This is a genomic window from Rhodanobacter humi, assembly GCF_041107455.1.
Classification (GTDB): domain Bacteria; phylum Pseudomonadota; class Gammaproteobacteria; order Xanthomonadales; family Rhodanobacteraceae; genus Rhodanobacter_A.
Genome location: NZ_JBGBPY010000001.1, coordinates 1,007,006 through 1,025,405, shown reverse-complemented (window position 1 = coordinate 1,025,405; position 18,400 = coordinate 1,007,006). Strand labels below are relative to the sequence as shown.

Annotated in this window: 22 protein-coding genes and 1 pseudogene; 8 read left to right on the top strand and 15 right to left on the bottom strand. The window is 68.5% G+C overall.

Annotated features, from left to right (window positions below):
• Positions 1-8 precede the first annotated feature (8 nt).
• The gene (locus AB7878_RS04710) at positions 9-383 is read left to right on the top strand and encodes a hypothetical protein (protein ID WP_369493241.1); all 375 of its coding nucleotides are present in this window, start codon (positions 9-11) and stop codon (positions 381-383) included.
• A 97-nt stretch (positions 384-480) separates the two neighbouring features.
• Positions 481-720: a hypothetical protein gene (locus AB7878_RS04705; protein ID WP_369493240.1), complete on the top strand. Its 240-nt coding sequence runs from the start codon at positions 481-483 to the stop codon at positions 718-720.
• A 109-nt stretch (positions 721-829) separates the two neighbouring features.
• Here the strand turns inward: AB7878_RS04705 and AB7878_RS04700 are convergent.
• The 6 genes and pseudogenes from AB7878_RS04700 to AB7878_RS04675 all read right to left on the bottom strand — a co-directional run.
• Positions 830-950, bottom strand: a pseudogene (locus AB7878_RS04700) (uroporphyrinogen decarboxylase family protein); the annotation flags it as partial.
• A gap of 5 nt (positions 951-955) precedes the next feature.
• Positions 956-1,459 (bottom strand): hypothetical protein, encoded by a 504-nt coding sequence (locus tag AB7878_RS04695; protein ID WP_369493239.1) that lies wholly within the window; start codon positions 1,457-1,459, stop codon positions 956-958.
• A gap of 120 nt (positions 1,460-1,579) precedes the next feature.
• Complete coding sequence (hemE, locus tag AB7878_RS04690; RefSeq protein WP_369493238.1) at positions 1,580-2,665, bottom strand: uroporphyrinogen decarboxylase; 1,086 nt, start codon at positions 2,663-2,665, stop codon at positions 1,580-1,582.
• 1 nt (position 2,666) lies between these two features.
• Entirely contained in the window at positions 2,667-2,927 is a 261-nt protein-coding gene (locus AB7878_RS04685) for a hypothetical protein (RefSeq protein WP_369493237.1), read from the bottom strand.
• Between the two features lie 132 nt (positions 2,928-3,059).
• Positions 3,060-4,154 carry a 3-dehydroquinate synthase gene (aroB, locus tag AB7878_RS04680; protein WP_369493236.1) on the bottom strand — a complete coding sequence of 365 codons (1,095 nt, stop codon included), beginning with the start codon at positions 4,152-4,154 and terminating at the stop codon, positions 3,060-3,062.
• The gene (locus AB7878_RS04675; RefSeq protein ID WP_369493235.1) at positions 4,151-4,705 is read right to left on the bottom strand and encodes a shikimate kinase; all 555 of its coding nucleotides are present in this window, start codon (positions 4,703-4,705) and stop codon (positions 4,151-4,153) included. Before AB7878_RS04675 ends, aroB begins: the two co-directional genes overlap by 4 nt.
• Positions 4,706-4,997: 292 nt before the next feature.
• Here AB7878_RS04675 and AB7878_RS04670 point away from each other — a divergent pair, with 292 nt between their 5' ends.
• Together AB7878_RS04670 and AB7878_RS04665 are read left to right on the top strand one after the other, a co-directional pair.
• Positions 4,998-5,831: an NAD-dependent epimerase/dehydratase family protein gene (locus AB7878_RS04670; RefSeq protein ID WP_369493234.1), complete on the top strand. Its 834-nt coding sequence runs from the start codon at positions 4,998-5,000 to the stop codon at positions 5,829-5,831.
• Between the two features lie 31 nt (positions 5,832-5,862).
• Positions 5,863-6,207, top strand: a complete 345-nt coding sequence (locus AB7878_RS04665; RefSeq protein WP_369493233.1) for a YbjQ family protein — start codon at positions 5,863-5,865, stop codon at positions 6,205-6,207.
• A 223-nt stretch (positions 6,208-6,430) separates the two neighbouring features.
• Here the strand turns inward: AB7878_RS04665 and AB7878_RS04660 are convergent, their stop codons facing one another.
• Positions 6,431-7,270 (bottom strand): kinase, encoded by an 840-nt coding sequence (locus AB7878_RS04660; RefSeq protein WP_369493232.1) that lies wholly within the window; start codon positions 7,268-7,270, stop codon positions 6,431-6,433.
• 136 nt (positions 7,271-7,406) lie between these two features.
• Here AB7878_RS04660 and pdxH point away from each other — a divergent pair, with 136 nt between their 5' ends.
• Positions 7,407-7,994: a pyridoxamine 5'-phosphate oxidase gene (gene pdxH, locus AB7878_RS04655; RefSeq protein WP_369493231.1), complete on the top strand. Its 588-nt coding sequence runs from the start codon at positions 7,407-7,409 to the stop codon at positions 7,992-7,994.
• A gap of 13 nt (positions 7,995-8,007) precedes the next feature.
• A complete protein-coding gene (locus tag AB7878_RS04650) occupies positions 8,008-8,448 on the top strand; it encodes a secondary thiamine-phosphate synthase enzyme YjbQ (RefSeq protein ID WP_369493230.1) in 441 nt (146 codons plus the stop codon).
• A gap of 490 nt (positions 8,449-8,938) precedes the next feature.
• Here the strand turns inward: AB7878_RS04650 and AB7878_RS04645 are convergent, their stop codons facing one another.
• The 4 genes from AB7878_RS04645 to proC form a co-directional block, all read right to left on the bottom strand.
• The gene (locus AB7878_RS04645) at positions 8,939-9,454 is read right to left on the bottom strand and encodes a hypothetical protein (protein WP_369493229.1); all 516 of its coding nucleotides are present in this window, start codon (positions 9,452-9,454) and stop codon (positions 8,939-8,941) included.
• Positions 9,455-9,541: 87 nt separating this feature from the next.
• Complete coding sequence (locus AB7878_RS04640) at positions 9,542-9,844, bottom strand: hypothetical protein (protein WP_369493228.1); 303 nt, start codon at positions 9,842-9,844, stop codon at positions 9,542-9,544.
• A gap of 601 nt (positions 9,845-10,445) precedes the next feature.
• Positions 10,446-11,021, bottom strand: coding sequence for a YggT family protein (locus AB7878_RS04635; RefSeq protein WP_369493227.1), 576 nt, complete (start codon positions 11,019-11,021; stop codon positions 10,446-10,448).
• A complete protein-coding gene (gene proC, locus AB7878_RS04630; protein ID WP_369493226.1) occupies positions 11,018-11,845 on the bottom strand; it encodes a pyrroline-5-carboxylate reductase in 828 nt (275 codons plus the stop codon). Before proC ends, AB7878_RS04635 begins: the two co-directional genes overlap by 4 nt.
• Before the next feature lie 260 nt (positions 11,846-12,105).
• Here proC and AB7878_RS04625 point away from each other — a divergent pair, with 260 nt between their 5' ends.
• Both AB7878_RS04625 and AB7878_RS04620 read left to right on the top strand, forming a co-directional pair.
• Positions 12,106-13,143: a type IV pilus twitching motility protein PilT gene (locus AB7878_RS04625; RefSeq protein ID WP_369493225.1), complete on the top strand. Its 1,038-nt coding sequence runs from the start codon at positions 12,106-12,108 to the stop codon at positions 13,141-13,143.
• Between the two features lie 69 nt (positions 13,144-13,212).
• On the top strand, positions 13,213-14,379 hold the full coding sequence (locus AB7878_RS04620) for a PilT/PilU family type 4a pilus ATPase (RefSeq protein WP_077484864.1): 1,167 nt from the start codon (positions 13,213-13,215) through the stop codon (positions 14,377-14,379).
• A gap of 100 nt (positions 14,380-14,479) precedes the next feature.
• Here AB7878_RS04620 and AB7878_RS04615 read toward each other — a convergent pair whose 3' ends face one another.
• The 4 genes from AB7878_RS04615 to AB7878_RS04600 form a co-directional block, all read right to left on the bottom strand.
• Positions 14,480-16,273, bottom strand: coding sequence for a hypothetical protein (locus AB7878_RS04615; RefSeq protein WP_369493224.1), 1,794 nt, complete (start codon positions 16,271-16,273; stop codon positions 14,480-14,482).
• A gap of 133 nt (positions 16,274-16,406) precedes the next feature.
• The gene (locus AB7878_RS04610; RefSeq protein ID WP_369493223.1) at positions 16,407-17,333 is read right to left on the bottom strand and encodes an aspartate carbamoyltransferase catalytic subunit; all 927 of its coding nucleotides are present in this window, start codon (positions 17,331-17,333) and stop codon (positions 16,407-16,409) included.
• The gene (gene ruvX, locus AB7878_RS04605; RefSeq protein ID WP_369493222.1) at positions 17,330-17,788 is read right to left on the bottom strand and encodes a Holliday junction resolvase RuvX; all 459 of its coding nucleotides are present in this window, start codon (positions 17,786-17,788) and stop codon (positions 17,330-17,332) included. The genes AB7878_RS04610 and ruvX overlap by 4 nt, the downstream gene beginning before the upstream one ends.
• Positions 17,785-18,354 carry a YqgE/AlgH family protein gene (locus AB7878_RS04600; RefSeq protein WP_077484858.1) on the bottom strand — a complete coding sequence of 190 codons (570 nt, stop codon included), beginning with the start codon at positions 18,352-18,354 and terminating at the stop codon, positions 17,785-17,787. Before AB7878_RS04600 ends, ruvX begins: the two co-directional genes overlap by 4 nt.
• Positions 18,355-18,400: the final 46 nt, after the last annotated feature.

Below are 18,400 nucleotides of genomic sequence, written 5' to 3'. Positions count from 1 at the left end.
GATCCATCATGAATATGAGCCGCTACGACAAACCGCCATCCGGCAACACCGTGGACTGGAGCAACCCCGAACTCCAGTCGCTGCTCACCCGGTCCGAAAGCTGGAGCCTCGACAACCGCGGCGTGCACGCGCCCGTGGCCTGCGAGGTGCACATCGGCTGGGGTGCCGGTGTCGGCCGGCTCGCCACCCTGGTCTACCAGCGCGAAGGCGTGATGGTAGTCGAGACGCGCTTCGCCATCCCCAAGGGCGAGCACGTGCGCGTGGACCGCGTCCAGGCCGGTGCAATGCGCTCGAGCTGGGGCACCGTGGTGGACGGGCGCGAGGGCTTTCGCGCCGAGGACCGTGCCAACGGCGTCCATGTGCACTGGGTGCACGTGCGCTGAGCTTGCGCATCGGTTGACCTGGATCAGGGGGCTGCGGGCGGGCCCCCTGCATCATGGCGCGCCGGCGCGTGCCGGCGATCCCGACACGGTGCCCACGATGCAGTTCGAACTTTCCGCTTGCCCGCACGACGCCGCCAGCATCGCCGTCGCGATGCGCGCGCTCGACGCCCACGCCACCGTCACGCTGGACGCCGCCCACGGCCGCCTGGAAGTGCTCACCCAAGCAAGCGCCGCGCAAGTGCTGGAGAAGCTGCAGTGGCTGGGTTGCGCGGCGAGGCTGCTGGAGCAGCCGGTGCACATCAGCGGCGGCAGCACCTGCTGCGGATCGTGCGGTTGAACTGAGGCAAGCGCCGGGCCGTACACGGTCGATGGGTCAAAGGTTCCGGATGGCGTGATCGTGTTGCGCGAGGAGCGGGCAGCCGGGGCGACTCCCTGACGCGATGGCATCAACCGCCGCGCAACACCCGTCCGTAAGCATGCACCTCGTCCACCAGCACGCGCACGTGCTCGGGGTCGACCTCCGGCGTGATGCCGTGGCCGAGGTTGAACATGGTCGGGGTCGTTGCCTCGGATCAGCCGCCGCCCAACCCGAAGTTCCATATGGCTTGCAGAGTCAGCATCACGACGGCGATGACTGCCACGCCGCCTCGCACGGGACGGCGCAAGTCGGGCGAGCTGGCGTACATGGTCAAGCCGATGGCGATGGTGCCGGCTTCGAGCAGGAAGTCCGCCCAGGGCGTCGCGTAGAGATGCAGGCCGACCATCGGGCCATGTCGCCATAGCGGCAGTCGGCTGGTGAGGTAGTCGGCGGCGATGTGCGACAACACCAGCAAGCCGGCGCCAAGCGCCAGGCCGGCGCGATGGAAGACCAGTGCGGTAATGACGGCGATGGCGATGGCGGCCACGCATGCGCCGGGCAGCGTGTGCGTGTCCGGTCCGATGCCCAGTCCGGGGATCATGCTGCCGAGCACGTCGTGCAGATCAGGCTCGATGGAGGCGAACAGCAGCCATGCCATGGGCAGCGGCCGTAGCCAGCGGCGTGCGCCCAGCGCGATGGCGTAATGGCCCATATACATCAGCGTGGCCTGCGCGTGAGGTGGCGATGGATCAGGCAGATGATGGCGCCGGGCAGGGCGAAGCCCAGCAGCATCAGCCATTCGAAATGTCCCATGCCTGCCCCCCTCGGTCCCGGTTGCTCAGATACGTGCCGTACCCTCGCCGCGCAATGTCCGCCCGTAGGCATGCACCTCGTCCACCAGCACGCGCACGTGCTCGGGGTCGACTTCCGGCGTGATGCCGTGGCCGAGGTTGAACACGTGGCCGGGATGATTGCCGTAGCTGTCAAGCACGGCACGGGCTTCGCGGCGGATCACCTCGGGGCTTGCGCGCAGGATCGCCGGATCGAGGTTGCCCTGCAGCGCCACCTTGCCGGCCACCGCGCGGCGCGCGTCGGCGAGGTCGATCGTCCAGTCCACGCCCAGCGCGGCGCAACCGGAATCGGCCATCGCCGCGAGGCTGGCGTTGGCGCCCTTGGAGAACAGGATCACCGGCAGTTCGCGTGCATGCGCGTCGTCCTTCAGTTCGGCGACGATCTGCGTCAGGTAGCGCAGCGAGAATTCGCGGAACGGCGCGGGGCCGAGCATGCCGCCCCAGCTGTCGAACACCATCAGCGCCTGTGCGCCGGCCGCGGCCTGGGCGGCGAGATACACTGCCACGCTGCGGGCGAGCACGTCGAGCAGCTGGTGCGCGAGCTTCGGTTCGTTCCAGCACAACGCCTTGAGCCGCGCGAAGTCGCGCGAACCCTGGCCTTCCACCATGTAGCAGGCCAGCGTCCACGGGCTGCCGGCGAAGCCGATCAGCGGCACGCGGCCGGCGAGTTCCTGGCGGATCAGCCGCACCGCATCCGTCACGTAGCGCAGCTCGCCGTCCATGTCGGGCACGGCGAGCCTGGCGATGTCGGCGGCGCTGCGCACCGGGCGCGCGAACTGCGGGCCTTCGCCATGGGCGAAGGACAACCCCAAACCCATCGCGTCGGGGATGGTGAGGATGTCGGAGAACAGGATCGCGGCGTCGAGGTCGAAGCGTTCCAGCGGCTGCAGCGTCACCTCGCAGGCGAACTCGGGGTTCTGCGCCAGTCCCATGAAGCTGCCGGCGCGCTCGCGCGTGGCGCGGTACTCGGGCAGGTAGCGGCCGGCCTGGCGCATCACCCAGATCGGCGTGGTGTCGACGGGTTCGCGCCGCAGCGCGCGCAGGAAGCGATCGTTCTTCAACACTGCAGTCATTTCATCGTCCGTAGGGGCCTTCCAGGCCTTGGGCGAACATCAGGCGGTAGCCGCGCTTGAGCTGGGCGTCGCGCGCCTTCTCGAACGCGGCGATCGCCGCGTCGCGCTCCAGGAACTGCTCGCGGCGCAGCGTGGCCTTGCCGCCCTGCTGGCCGGTCTCGCGGTACAGCGTCCAGCCGCCGAGCAGATCCTGTTCCAGCACGATCTGGACGTAGCGTGGCGGCTCGGCGCTGCCGGGCAGGTTTTGCAGGTAGAGGCGCATGGCGTCCGTGGCGTCGTGCGTGAGCCGGGATCCACAGTTTACAGGCGAGCCGCGGGCTTTGTAGGAGCGCACCCTGTGCGCGAATGCTTTTGCTCCGATTGGCACCAGGGTATTCGCGCACAGGGTGCGCTCCTACGCAGTAGCCTCGCGCAGCACGGCCAGCACGTCGTTTTCGTTCACGCCCGCCACGATCTCGGCCTTGCCGATGCCGCACCACAGGATCAGCCGCAGCGTGCCGGCGGTGTTCTTCTTGTCCAGCCGCATCAGGGCGAGCAACTGTTCGGCGTCCATGCCGGGCGGGATCGCCACGGGCAGGCCGATGCGTACCAGCAGGCGCTGCAGGCGCGCGGTGTCGGCGGCCGCGCTCATGTCCAGCCGCTCGGACAGCCGCGCGGCGAGCAGCATGCCGACGGCCACGCCCTCGCCGTGCAGCAAGGTGGTGTAGCGGCCGGCGGTTTCCAGCGCGTGGCCGAACGTATGGCCGAGGTTGAGCAGGGCGCGCTCGCCCTGTTCGGTCTCGTCGCGCGCCACCACGCCGGCCTTGTACGCCACCTTGCGCGCGATCGCCTCGATCACGGCGGCCTCGTCGCGGGCGGCCAGCGCGTCGGCGTGGGCTTCCAGCCAGGCGAAGAAGGGTTCGTCGCCGATCGCCGCGCCTTTCACCACTTCGGCGAGGCCCGCGCGGTATTCGCGATCGGGCAGGGTGGCCAGCGTATCGATGTCGGCCACCACCGCGCGCGGCTGGTGGAAGGCGCCGACGAGGTTCTTGCCCGCGGGCAGGTTCACACCGGTCTTGCCGCCCACCGAGGAATCCACCATCGCCAGCAAGGTGGTGGGCATCTGGATGAAGTCGATGCCGCGCATCCAGCAGGCCGCGCTGAAGCCGGCGAGGTCGCCCACCACGCCGCCGCCCAGCGCGATCACGCAGGCGTCGCGGGTGGCGCCGAGTTTCGCCAGCGCTTCCAGCACGCGCTCCACGTTCGCGAAGCTCTTGTGCGCCTCGCCGTCGTCGAGCTGGAAGCTGGCCCACGCGAGGCCGGCCAGGCCTTGCGCCACGCGTTCCAGGTACAGCGGCGCCACCGTGGTGTTGCTGACCACCAGCGCATGGCGGCCGCGCAGGCGTGCGCGCCAGCGGGTGCTGTCGCCCAGCAAGCCGCGGCCGATCCAGACCGGGTAGCTGCGCTCGCCGAGGGTGACGTCGATGGTGGTGGGGCTGCTTGCGTTCATGCGGCGGGCGAGGGCGTGGGGAGGGAGTGGCGTTGCCAGTGCCGGTCGATCAGCACGATGGCCTGGGTGCAGATTGCCGCGATGCCGTGGGTGGCGGGCAACGCGAGGTCGGCGGTTTCGCGGTACAGCGGTTCGCGGATCACGGCCATCGCCTCGAGCTGGGTGCGGCGATCCGTGCCGGCCAGCAAGGGGCGCTGGTGATCGTGCGCGAGCCGCTCCAGCTGTTGCTCGACGCCGGCCTGCAGCCACAGCACGTAGCCGCGGGTGGCGAGCAGGGCGCGGTTGTCGGCAGCCAGCACCGCGCCGGCGCCGGTGACCAGCAGCACGTCGTCGCCCGCGCTGAACTCGTCCAGCAGCGCGCTCTCGCGGCGCCGGAAGCCGGCTTCGCCCTCGACGGCGAACACGGTGGCGACATCCGTGCCGGTGCGTCGCTCAATCTCGTGGTCGAGATCCACGAAGGCAAGGCCATAATGCGCGGCGAGGCGTCGGCCGACCGAGGTCTTGCCCGCGCCGGTCGGGCCGATCAGGAACAGGTTGCGCGACGGGTTCATCCCGTCACTTTAGAGCCTGTTCACGATCTCCGCATGGCTCGCGTTACCTTGCCGTGGTCGTCAGGTGGTGGTACGAGGCGCAGCGCTTGCCTGGTTGGCAAGCCAAGCCGCGTGCTGCCGCCTGGCGGCCACGGCAAGGCAACCCGAAGGGCCGGGTCTGTTTGCCCCCATGCCGGCGTCATCACTCGGTCGTGGACGGACGTCCACTTCCTCGTTCTTCCTTGGCCTGCGCGCAAACAGCTCCCGGCGCGGGTCATGCGGAGATCGCGAACAGGCTCTTACAGGTGTTTGGATGGCTGAACGAATCTTGCTGGCCGGTTGCGGCGATCTGGGTTTGCGCGTGGCCGCGCGTCTGCTCGCGCAGGGCGACGAGGTGTGGGCGCTGCGCCGCCGGCCGCCGCCGGGGAGTCCGCCTGGCCTGCGCTGGCTGGGCGCCGATCTCACCGCGCCGCACACCCTGGCTGGCCTGCCCGCCGGCATCACGCGGCTGGTCTACCTGCCCGCGCCGGAGGCGCGCGACAAGGCGGCCTACCGCGCGCTGTTCGTGGACGGCCTGCGCCTGCTGCTGGAAGCGCTGGACGGGCGCGCGCTCCGGCAGGTGCTGCTGGTGTCCTCCAGCGCGGTGTATGGCGAGCACGACGGCGACTGGGTGGACGAGGCCACGCCGCCCGCGCCGCCGGGTTTCAACGGCGCGCTGCTGCTGGAGGCGGAGCAATGGCTGGCCGTGCAGCCCGTGCCCTCCACCGTGCTGCGCCTCGCTGGCCTGTACGGGCCGGGTCGCCTGCAGCTGGTCGAGCGTCTGCGCGCCGGCGCGGTGCGCGTGCCGCGCGAGGCGCCGCACTGGGCCAATCGCATCCATGTGGACGACGCGGCGGCGGCGATCGTGCACCTGCTGCGCCTGCCGTCACCCGCGCCGCTGTACCTGGGCGTGGACGACACACCACTGCCGCTGGACGAGCTGTACGACTTCCTTGCCCAGTTGGTCGACGCGCCCTTGCCCGCCGAGGGGCCGCCGCCGACCGGCGTGGGCAGCAAGCGGCTCAGCAACGCCCGCCTGCGAGCCAGCGGCTGGGTGCCGCGGTGGCCCGACGCACGCGACGGCTACGCGGCGCTGCTGGATACTTGAGCGGTCCGTCTTTCCATCGAGGAGAACCCGCATGGCCAGTTTCCCGATTCCGCACGGCATGGTCACCACCGGCAACGAGCTGCACGGTTACCGCGTCACGCGCACGCTGGGCATCGTGCGCGGCATCACCGTGCGTTCGCGCAGCGTGGTGGGCAACATCGGCGCCGCGCTGCAGACCCTGGTGGGCGGCAACATCACGATCTACACCGAACTCTGCGAGAAGGCGCGCGAAGAGGCGTTCGAGCTGATGCTGCAGCACGCCGCCGCGATGGGCGCGAACGCGGTGGTTGCGATGCGCTACGACGCCAACGACGTGGCCGAGGGCGTCACCGAGGTGCTGAGCTACGGCACGGCGGTGCAGGTGGAGCCGGTGTAACAGGCCGCTGCTGCGGCCTGTTACACGCGATCCACGGATGGATCGCACGCAGGGCAATCGCCACGGCGATTGCCCGGCTCGTCCGGCCCGGCTTTGCTGGGCCGGACGAGCCGGGAAAGTGCAGGAAGCACTTTCCCGGCATCAGGCAAGACGGTTGCTGTATTTCGAGTCAGCCGAACCCTCGCCCCCGACCCCTCTCCCGACGGGAGAGGGGAGCAAAACGTCACGAATGCGTGAGCCCGGTCATGTGCCGGTCGTCGTCGTATTCCACGACGCTGTCGGCGAGCGCGGGCAGGGTGGCCAGTGCATGACGGCTGAGCCGTTCGTAGTGCTGCAGGAAGCGCTCCAGCGTGGCCGCGTCCATCGCCAGCGGCGCATGGCGCGCCAGCAGTTCTTCCTCGGTCTCGCCGCGCCAGCGGCGCACCACGTCCCAGTTCGGCGCCTGCAGCACGATCAGCGCGTCGAACTTGCGCCACAGCGGCTGGTAGCCGCGCAGCTGCTTGTTGACCCAGTGGCGCCAGCTGCCGTCGGCGTCCTCCTCGCGTTCCAGCCGGTTCACCGGCACATCGAGTTCGGACTGCAACTGCGGCCGGAGGCCCAGCGCCCAGCCTTCCACGATGACCAGCCGCGGCGGCCGGACGACGCGCGGCCAGCGCGAGGGCGGCATGCGCGTGTCGCGGCCCTTGTCGAAGCGCGGCCACGTCACCGGCAATTTCTCCGAGGCCTGCGGCAGCGCGGCCAGCACCGAGAGCAGCAGCTCGATCTCGTGCGTGCCCGGCACGCCGCGGGTGCGCAGCAGCGGATGGATCTGCTGGGCGATCAGCTCGCGCTCGCTGCGCGAATAGTAGAAATCGTCCAGCGACAGCACCTCGGTGGGCCAGCCGCGCGCCTCGGCCTGCGCCTTCATCTCGCGCGCCAGCGTGCTCTTGCCGCTGCCCTGCAGGCCGGACAGGCCGATGATGTAGGGCCGCCGCGAGCGGGCGATGCGCCCGGCGTACTGGTCCAGCAGATGGCCGGCCAGCGAGGCGTTTGGCGCCGGCGGATGCGGCTTGGGCATGCTCATCGGCGGGCTTCCGCTTCGGGTGGGCGCAGCCGGCCGTGGACCCGGGCGGGGTGGGGGATTGGGTTAAGATGTGCCGGTTTCATCCGCGACATGATGGCGCGCGCGCGCCACGATTCAAGGGAAAAGTTTCGCCGCCATGCTGAGCCCCGAAATTCTCGACACTTTCCGGCAGTTGCTGGAGGAGGCGAAGGCCTCCGGCGACCCCGAGCCCACCGCGATGAACCTGGCCACGGTGGACACCGACGGCCGCGTCGCCTCGCGCATCGTGCTGCTGAAGGGCGTGGACGAGCGCGGCCTGCGCTTCCACACCAACTACGACAGCGACAAGGGCGGCCAGCTGGCGGCGCATCCGCAGGTGGCGCTGTGCTTCCACTGGAAGCAGCTGCGTCATGGCGTGCAGGTGCGCGTGGAAGGCGTGGCGCGCAAGCTGCAGGCGGAGGAATCCGACGCCTACTTCGCCACCCGGCCGCGCGGCAGCCAGCTCGGCGCCTGGGCCTCGCTGCAGTCGCAGAACCTGCCCAGCCGCCAGAGCTTCGACGAGCGCGTGGCCCGTTACGAGCGCGAGTTCGAAGGCCGCGACGTGCCGCGTCCGCCGCACTGGGGCGGCTACCTGGTCGAGCCGGACACGGTCGAGTTCTGGTACGGCGCCGAGTTCCGCCTGCACGAGCGCGTGCGCTGGAGCCGGCACGGCCAGACCTGGACGCACCGACTGCTGTATCCATGAGGGGAGTCGTGCCATGAGCCGTTCCGTGCCCGCCGAACATGCAGGACAACACGGCTTCACGGTGCACACGCGCGGCCGCGGCTTCACCGAAATCACCAACCAGGTCGCCGACGTGGTGGCCGCCAGCGGCGTGCAGCTCGGCATCGCCCACGTGTTCACCGCGCACACCAGCTGCTCGCTGCTGCTGAGCGAGAACGCCGACCCCACCGTGCGCGAGGATCTCGAACGCTGGCTGGCGCGCGCCGTGCCCGACGGCGACGCGATCTTCCAGCACGACGCCGAAGGCCCCGACGACATGCCCGCCCACGTGCGCGCCGTGCTCACTGGTGTGAGCCTCGTGGTGCCGGTGCATGGCGGCAAACCGCAGCTGGGGACCTGGCAGGGGTTGTTCCTGTGGGAGCATCGTCGCGACCCGCATCAGCGCAGGGTCACGGTGACGGTGTTGGGGCATTGAGCGCGCAGTACTGACGCGGTGGTCGATTCGACACGCGAGGGTTGCGGGTTAACTGTTCGTTTTGTTTGCTTCGTTCGGCCCGTTCACCCCGTTCGTCCTGAGCGTAGCGAAGCGGAGTCGAAGGACTCGCTCGGTGAATTTCTACGCAAGCGACAAAGCGGTTTCGTGCGCCTGCCGGCGCCCGAGCTACTTTCTCTTTGCGTGCCCAAAGAGAAAGTAGCCAAAGAGAAATGGCACCCCGATGGCGCGCCCTCCAGGCATCCTGCCTTCCGGGTACGCGGGCGGGTTACGGGGTTTTTCGACGGGACTCCTGTCCCGGCGAAAAACTGGCCCGCATCCGTGCGGGCCATCCTGCGGACTTTCCTCCACCCACCCGCCGCGCCATAGGGGCCCCGGGTAAAGCAGCGCGCTCCCAGCGCGCACTCGGGCGCAGCCGCTGCGCGGCTGCGAGAGCGCGAAGATTAATTGCCTCCGCCCCATTTAGGGCCATTTAGGGGCGCGCAAGAATGTCTAGAATATTTACAATAGTTTGAGACGCTTTATCTTTACAAAACTGAGGATTTGCGACTTCAAATGTAATTGTGTGCCCGTTTATCGCGGCATCTATGAGAACTGATCCGCCATCCATCACGCCGCACGATATGAAGGCCTTGTCGTAAGGCTCCAGCTTAGCAACGAGTTCCTTCAACTCTGCTAACTTCGTTACGGGCCTCGGTTTGCTCAGCCGTGCCGCTTTTATAGTGATATTGCCGTCATTGTAAGATGAGCTGCTTTCGAACGATTTCTGGGTGTCATGGAAAATTACGGTACCCGCAACCGCCCCAGTCATGTAATCCTGTGTCCACACACGTAGCTCAAAGCCTCCAGCCGCTTCAATCGGAGAAAGTCCGGTTGCGCGCGCGTAGGCATTTGCAGCAACTTCGGCATCCAGCGGCGAAGTGCTGAAAGTCTCGTCCGCGTGAGCGAGCGGAATGAGCGTCAAGAGTAGAACGAGCAGACATCTCATGGGTCAAGTCTCGCTGAGGCCTAGCGCTGGAGTTAAGCGGCGGCGTAGCCGTCCGCCTTGAACGAGTGGTTAGCTGACGCGAGCCCGCTACTTGGGCAGAGACGCGACATAAGGCTTTACTAGCTCCCAGCAGTTGAATGGCGCGACAAATTTTCTCGCTTTTACATCGTCGGCATGAACCTCCGCGCACTTGTACGCGCTGCCGCTTTTTTGAAGAAAAAAGGTCTCGCCAGAATTCGGATCGTTTGTTACTGCGACGATGTTGTAACCGCTCTGTACAAGCTCGAAGAGGGAGAGCTCACTGCTTTTCCATTGACTCGAAGGGAAGTCGTTCGCAAATGCGGAAGTTGTGGAAATAAGTAAACACAGCGCAAATGTGAGGCCTTTCATTGCGAACCCCCTTGTGTTTCAGCTAACGTTTAGTAGACCCCGCATCGGGGCATATGCACTCCATGCTCCATCGCCGAAGTTCCAGCGTCAAGTGAGGGAATCCTGCGTGCTGACAGAGGGTTGGCCAGCTCTTCCTGCTGGCAGCCATGCACATGCTGGCGTGCGTATCGCGCGAAACGAGGTAGATATGTTTTATCGCCTCAAAAGCTCCGATATGCACGCCGCGTCAGTGTCGCGGTGTGTCAGTGCTTTGCTTCTGGCGCGCAGGATGCGCGCTGCTTTTCCGGGGCCTGGGCGGCGGTGAGGTGGGGACGATCAGGCCGCGCAGCGGGCGTTGCCAGGGAAGGCAACGCCTTTTCGCGCGGACAGGAGTCCGCTCGAAAAGCCCGGCACCGCCTCACGGACTTTCCGTCCATGGACGGACGGAAAGCGCCAACCGGGGTGGCCTTCTCTTTTGGTTACTTTTCTCTTGGCCACGCAAGAGAAAAGTAACTCGGGCGCCGGCAGGCGCACGAAACTGCTTTGAAACGTGCGAAACGAGCGAGCAGAGCCCCTCTCCCCCAGCCCCTCTCCCGCAAGCGGGAGAGGGGAGCACATAGGCTCAGCCCACCACCGCCAACCGCATCCCGAGATCCAGCAACGGCGCCGCCACCAAAATCCGCGCCAGCAGCAAACCAATGATCACCACGGTCGGCGAGAAGTCGATCATCCCCACCACCAGCCGCCCCCGCAGCGGCCGCAGCAGCGGATCGACGATCACGCTCAGCAAGCGCTGCAGCGGCTGGCGCTGGTCGGGGGCGAACATGCTCATCAGCGACCAGCCGAACACCAGCACCAGGTAGAACAGCAGGGTGAAGTCGAGCAGCTCGGCCAGCGACAGCACGAGCAGGCCGAGGACGTGTGGCAGCAGCCCCATCAGCGCGAACAGCACCAGGCGCTTCAGCAGCATCGCCAGCCACGCCACCAGCAGGGCGGCGAGGTTGATGCGGCGCCAGTTCGGCAGCACGCGGCGGATCGGCGCCAGCACCGGGTTGGTGTATCGGTAGATGAACTGGCTGAGCGGGTTGTGGAAGTCGGCGCGGCAGGCTTCGGCGGCGGCGCGCAGCAGGAACAGGGTGGCGACGGCGTCGAAGGCGAGTTCGACCAGCAGCGCGAAGGCGTTGAGGAGGTAGCTCACGAATGCGATTCCTGATCCAGGGCGGCGGCGAGTTCCGCGCCGCGGCGGGTGGCGGCGGCGACGGCGCGCGCGGTGATGCGCGGCAGGCCGTCGGCGGCGAAGCTTTCCAGCGCGGCCTGGGTGGTGCCGTTCGGCGAGGTGACGCGGCGGCGCAGTTCGGCGGGGTCTTCGCCGCTTTCGGTGAGCATGCGGCCGGCGCCGAGGCAGGTCTGCGCGGCCAGCGCGCGGGCGGTGTCGCGCGGCAGGCCTTGCGCCACGGCGGCGTCTTCCAGCGCTTCGACCAGGGCAAAGAAGTAGGCGGGGCCGGAGCCGGACAGCGCGGTGACGGTGTCCATCAGCGCCTCGTCGGTGATCCAGCGGGTGAGCCCGGCGGCGGCCAGGATGTGCTGCGCCTGTGCCTTCTGCGCGGGGCTGACCCGTCCGTTCGCGCACAGGCCGGTGGCGCCGGCGCCGATCAGCGCCGGGGTGTTCGGCATGCAGCGCACGATCGGCAGCGCGCCCAGCCAGCGTTCGAGCTGGTCCAGCCGCACGCCGGCGGCGATCGAGATCATCAGCGGTCGCCGCCCCTGCAGGGCGTGGCGCAGTTCGCCGTGCACCTTGGGCATGGCCTGCGGCTTCACCGCCAGCAGGATCACGTCGGCGTCGGCCACCGCGAGCCGGTTCTCGGCGAAGGTGGCCACGCCGAAGTCGCGGCCCAGCCGTTCGCGCGTTTCGGCCAGCGGGTCGGCCACGCGGATGTCGGCGGCCGCATGGCCGGTGGCGAGCAGGCCGCCGATCAGGCTGCGGGCCATGTTGCCGCCGCCGATGAAGGCGATGCGTGTCATGGGGAAAATCCTGGATGGAGGAGACGGCCGCATACCTTACCGGAGGCCGTGCCGCCGTGCGTCGTGGCGGTTTCGGTGACGAAGTGCGCAAACCGCCGCGAAGGCTGGCCGCGCGCCCCGTGCCGCGAGTAGTATCGGCTCGCTGCAAGGGGGAGCCGGATGGCCGGGTCGCATGCGTGCAACGCGCGCGGCGACCGCACCTCGCCTTTCCGCCGCAGCCATCGCCACAGCATCCGACGACGGGTCGAGGGGAACCACAGATGGATATCGCCGAACTGCTTGCCTTCTCGGTGAAGAACAAGGCTTCGGACTTGCACCTGTCCGCCGGCCTGCCGCCGATGATTCGCGTGGACGGCGACGTGCGCCGCATCAACATCCCGCCGCTGGAACACAAGCAGGTGCATTCGCTGGTGTACGACATCATGTCGGACAAGCAGCGGCGCGATTACGAGGAATTCCTGGAGACGGACTTCTCGTTCGAGATCCCGGGCCTGGCGCGTTTCCGCGTCAATGCATTCACCCAGAACCGCGGCGCCGGCGCAGTGTTCCGCACGATTCCCTCCGAGGTGCTCACGCTGGAGGATCTCGGCTGCCCGAAGGTGTTCAAGGAGCTGATCGAGCAGCCGCAGGGCCTGATCCTGGTGACCGGCCCGACCGGCTCGGGCAAGTCCACCACGCTGGCGGCGATGGTCGACCACATCAACAAGAACGAATACGGGCACATGCTCACGATCGAGGACCCGATCGAGTTCGTGCACACCTCGCAGAAGTGCCTGGTCAACCAGCGCGAGGTGCACCGCGACACGCACGGGTTCAACGAGGCGCTGCGCTCGGCGCTGCGCGAAGACCCGGACTTCATCCTGGTGGGCGAGTTGCGCGACCTCGAAACGATCCGCCTCGCGCTGACCGCCGCGGAAACCGGCCACCTGGTGTTCGCCACCGTGCACACCAGCTCGGCGGCCAAGACCATCGACCGCATCATCGACGTGTTCCCCGCCGGCGAGAAGCCGATGGTGCGTTCGATGCTGTCCGAATCGCTGCGCGCGGTGATCTCGCAGTCGCTGCTGAAGAAGACCGGCGGCGGCCGCCTGGCGGCGCACGAGATCATGGTGGCCGTGCCGGCGATCCGCAACCTGATCCGCGAGGACAAGGTGGCGCAGATGTATTCGGCGATCCAGACCGGCCAGCAGTTCGGCATGCAGACCCTGGACCAGTGCCTGCAGGACCTGGTCAAGCGCGGCCAGGTGTCGCGCCAGGAGGCGTATGGTTACGCCAAGAACAAGGATCTGTTCCGCTAGGCGCGGGCAGGCAAGATCACGATACCGCAGCCGTTCCACTGATTCGCGTCTCCCGGAGGAGACCAGACCATGAGCGAATTCGACTTCACCTCCTTCCTCAAGCTGATGGTGCACAAGCAGGCCTCGGACCTGTTCATCACCGCCGGCGTGGCGCCGTCGATGAAGGTGCAGGGGCGCATCGTGCCGATCACGCAGAGCCCGCTGTCGATGCAGCAGTCGCGCGACATGGTGCTCAACGTGATGACGCCCTCGCAGCGCGAGGAGTTCGAGAAGACCCACGAGTGCCAGTTCGCGATCTCCGCGCAGGGCGTGGGCCGTTTCCGCGTGTCGTGCTTCTACCAGCGCAACTGCGTGGGCATGGTGCTGCGTCGGATCGAGTCGAAGATCCCCACCGTCGAGGAACTGAACCTGCCGCCGGTGATCAAGCAGCTGGCGATGACCAAGCGCGGCATCATCGTCTTCGTGGGCGGCACCGGCACCGGCAAATCCACCTCGCTGGCGTCGATGATCGGCTACCGCAACCAGAACTCGACCGGCCACATCATCACGATCGAGGACCCGATCGAATACGTGCACAAGCACGAGGGCTGCATCATCACCCAGCGCGAGATCGGCATCGACACCGACAGCTGGGACAACGCGCTGAAGAACACCCTGCGCCAGGCACCCGACGTGATCATGATCGGCGAGGTGCGCACGCGCGAAACGATGGAGCACGCGATCGCGTTCGCCGAAACCGGCCATCTGGTGCTGTGCACCCTGCACGCGAACAATGCGAACCAGGCGATGGACCGCATCCTGCACTTCTTCCCCGCGGATCGCCGCGAGCAGCTGTTCATGGACCTGTCGCTGAACTTGAAGGGCGTGGTGGCGCAACAGCTGATCCCCACGCCGGACGGCAAGGCGCGCCGCGTGGCGGTGGAGATCCTGCTGGGCACGCCGCTGGTGCAGGACTACATCCGCCAGGGCGAGATCCACAAGCTGAAGGAAGTGATGAAGGAATCCACCCTGCTCGGCATGAAGACTTTCGACCAGAGCCTGGTCGAGCTCTACCACGCCGGCGAGATCAGCTACGAGGACGCGTTGCGCCACGCCGACAGCGCGAACGAGGTGCGCCTGCGCATCAAGCTGGCCCAGGGCGGCGACGCGCACACGCTGTCGCAGGGCCTGGAGGGCGTGGAAGTGGAGCAGACCCGCGGCGGCGACAACTTCGGCGGCGGCTTGCTGCAGCGCTGATTCGCATAAGGAACGCCGGAAGCGGCCCGCTCCTGCAGGTTCATCGAAACGAAGAAGGCGCCCATCGGGCGCCTTCTTCGTTGAGGCCGTGTGGCTTGGCTTATTTCAACGTGGTGTGGCTGGTGATCACCAGGCCGCTGTCGTCCACGTGCGCCTCGGCGTCGATGCTGTCCACGCGCTGCGCCTGGGCTTCCATCGCGGTGAACTGCGCCTTGGAACGGGCGGCGTCGGCGGCGGCCTGGGCGGCCTCGTCGGCGGGCGTGGTGTCGCCGTTGATGGTGGGCTCGTCGCTCTTGCTCATCTCGGCGGCAGCGGCGGCGAGGCTGTCGGACTTCATCTCCATGAACTTCAGCCAGTCCAGGTACATCGCGCCGGAGAGGTGCATGCGCAGCATCTGGCCGGGGCCGCCTGCCGGATCGTGCAGCGTGGCGGCGAGCTTGGCGTCCTCGCCGGCACCGATGCCGAGCGCGAGGGCCTTGTCGCCAGTCGCCAGCCAGGCCGGCTGGCCGAGCATGGTGGCCATGTCCTTCGGCAGCGCCACCGGCGCGCCGCCGGCGGCGGGTTTCAGCTTGGCCAGCGCGGGCACCATCATCTGCCCGGTGGCGAGCAGGCCGCTGGGGTCGCTGGTGCCGAGCACCACGCGGCCGCTGAAGTTCGGCAGGCTGCTGGTCTTGTCCGCGCTCAGGCTGTCGAGTGCGAGGCGCAGGCCGAGCAGGTTGCCGAACGGCGGGAGCGCCGCCTTCGGCATCGCCTCGCCCAGCTTGGCGAAGCCGTCGTTGAGGTCGACCAGCATCGGGCAGGTGAACGGCTTGGCCGCCACCGCATCGGCCTGGGCCGACCAGAACGTGCGCAGCGCGACCACCGGCAACGCGAGGCTGAGGTCGAACGGCGCCGCGCTGCCGCCTCCGAGGCCGGGCAGCTCCACCTTGAGTCCGCTGAAGGCCTTGGCGATGTCGTCGGCCAGCGCCACGTCGAGGCGGCCGTCCTGGTGTTGCGCGTCCAGCCGGGTGTAGCCGAAGCTGATCGACGGCACGCGCGCGGCGATGCGGCTGGCCTCGGGGGCGCAGCTCGGCGAGGTCTTCAGCAGGTTCGCCACCGGCTCGCCGGTCTTCGCGGATTCCGCGCCGGCGTGGGCGTGCTCGATCGCGGCGATCAGCGGGTCGCTGCCGGAAATCACCAGCGGCAGCGAGCGGGTGAGGTCGAGCTGGCCGACCAGCCACTTCGCGTAGCCCTTGTCCTTGGCCAGCGCGGCGAGGCGGCCGTCGTCCTGCAGGCTTTTCGCGGGGCGGTCCAGGCCCAGGGTCTGGCGCAGCAGCGGCGTGGCGGCGTCGGCCGGGAGGATCGCCGCCACCATCTGCTTGCCGACCACGGCGAGCACCAGCTCGGTGCCGGAGGCGGGGAACAACTGCTTGCGGTAGCTCTGCGTGCCGATGGCGGCGGTATCGAGCTGCTTGCCGTAGGCGGTTTCCAGCCGGCCCACGAAGCCCTCGAAAGCCTTCGGGTCGGTCAGTTCGAAGCGCAGCACCGGCGCCATGCCCTCGCCGTAGAGCGCGAAGCGGCCCTTGAGGTCGAAGCCGTTGGCCTGGGCGAAGGCCTCGATGGTCTTGCCCTTGAGTTCGGCGGTGAAGGCGCGCACCAGGCGCGCGGCATCGGGATCGTTGGGCTGCTCGCGCGTGGCGAAGGCTTCCATCTGGGCCACCTGCGAGGGCAGCTGCAGGTCGGCCTGGGCGAGCAGCGCCTGGCGCGTGGCATCGTCCAGCGCCGCCAGGTTGGCGGCTACGTACGGCGTGTCCGCCGGCACGAAGGCCAGCGGCGCGTTCTTGTCCTTGTGTGAACAGGCCGCCAGTGCGACGCAGGCCAGTCCCAGCGCGATGAAGCGCGTCCTCGATTGCATGGTGTTCCCCGATGGTGGATGCCGCTGCGCACAATTATGCCCGCTTTGCGGCTTGCTGCGGTGCAAGACGGACGGCCATCCGGCCGTCCGCGTGATGCGTGTCGCGCCGGTCGTGTCTCGACGGGAGCGGCACTCAGCGCGCCAGCAGCTCGGCCAGCACCGCCATGCGCACGAATACGCCGTTCGCCACCTGTTCGAGGATGCGCGACTGCGCGCCGTCGGCCACCTCGTCGGCGATCTCGATGCCGCGGTTGAGCGGGCCGGGGTGCATCACCAGGCAGCCCTTGGCGGCGCGCGCGAGGCGGCGGTTGTCCAGGCCGTAGCGGCTGAAGTAGGCGGCCTCGTCGGGCAGGTCGGTGGCGGCCATGCGTTCCTTCTGCAGGCGCAGCATGATCGCCACGTTGGCGCCTTCGATCGCGCTGTCGAAATCCTCGGTGAAGCGGCACTGCGGGAACTCGGAGGCCTCCGGCAGCAGCGCGGCGGGCCCGCAGAGGCGGATCTCGCCCGTGCCCAGCGCGGTGAGCGCGTGCACGTCCGAGCGCGCCACGCGCGAATGGCGGATGTCGCCGCAGATCGTCACCACCAGGTTCTCGAAATCCGGCCGGTGCTGGCGGATGGTCAGCGCGTCGAGCAGGCCCTGGGTGGGGTGGGCGCGGTTGCCGTCGCCGGCGTTGATCACCGACACGCCGCTCATCGCGTGGCGCACCAGTTCCTCCGGCGTGCCGGAGACCTTGTGGCGCACCACGATCGCGTCGAGGTGCATGGCCTCCAGCGTGTGCAAGGTGTCGTACAGCGCCTCGCCCTTGGCGGTGGAGGAGAAGCCGATGTCGAAGTTCAGCACGTCGGCGCCGAGCCGGCGCGCGGCCAGCTCGAACGAGGTGCGCGTGCGCGTGGACGGCTCGAAGAACAGGTTGAGCACGGTGCGCCCGGCCAGCGTGTCCAGCTTGCGGGTGCCGTGGGCGCAAGCGTCGCGCACCGCGATGGCGCGATCGAGCAGGCGCTCGATGCTGGCGCGCGGCAGGTGTTCCAGCGTGGTGAGGTGGCGCAGGCGTGTGGTCATGGCGGGGCGGCGGGAGTGGAAAGATCGGAAGTGGGCGCGGGTTCGGCGAGCCAGCGTTCGAGGATCACGGCGGCGGCCACGGCGTCGATCGCCGCTGCATCGCGGCGGCGCTTCAGGCCCGCGGCGCGGGCGGCGGCGAAGCGGCGTGCGGCCTCCCGCGAGCTGTGGCGTTCGTCGACCAGCGCCACCGGCAGGGCATAGCGTTGCTGCAGCGCCGCGGCGAAGCGGCGGGCACGCCGGCTGGCGGGCTGTTCCTCGCCGGCCAGCGTGAGCGGCAGGCCCACGACCAGGGTGTCGGGCAGCCATGCGCCGCGCAGCGCATCCAGTTGCGGCCATTCCGGTTCGCCGTCGCGCACCGCGAGCACGGCGAGCGCGCGGGCGCTGGCGGTGAGCGCATTGCCCACCGCCACGCCGATCAGCTTGCTGCCGACGTCGAAGCCGAAGGCACAACTCATGCGTGGCCCGCGTAGCCGGGAAGCTGCAGCGGGTCGACGCCGACCAGGCCGGCGGCGGCGCTCCAGCGGTCCTCCAGCGGGGTGTCGAACACCACCCGCTCGCAGGCCTCGGCGGTGAGCCAGGCGTTCGCCATCAGTTCCTGTTCCAGCTGGCCGGCATCCCAGCCCGCGTAGCCCAGCGCCATGATCGCCTGGCGCGGACCCTCGCCGGCGGCCATCGCCACCAGGATGTCGCGCGAGGTGGTCACCGACCACGAGGCATTGATGCGGTAGCTGGACTCCCAGTGGCCGGGCTCGCGGTGCAGCACGAAGCCGCGTTCCTGCTGCACCGGGCCGCCGATCAGCACCGGTGCGTCGGCCAGCTCGGGATCGCTGCACTCCAGCTTCATCTGCGCCAGCACGTCGCCGAGGCGGTACTGCGAGAGCTGGTTCACCAGCAGGCCCACCGCGCCTTCCTCGCTGTGCTGGCACAGCAGGGCCACGCCGCGCGAGAACGGCGGCTCGGCCAGCCCGGGCATGGCAATCAGGAAGTGACCGGTGAGGGTGGGCGGTTCGGTGCGGCTCATGCGCCCATTGTAAGCCCGTACCGTGAAGAGTCGGCAGTTGCGTTGC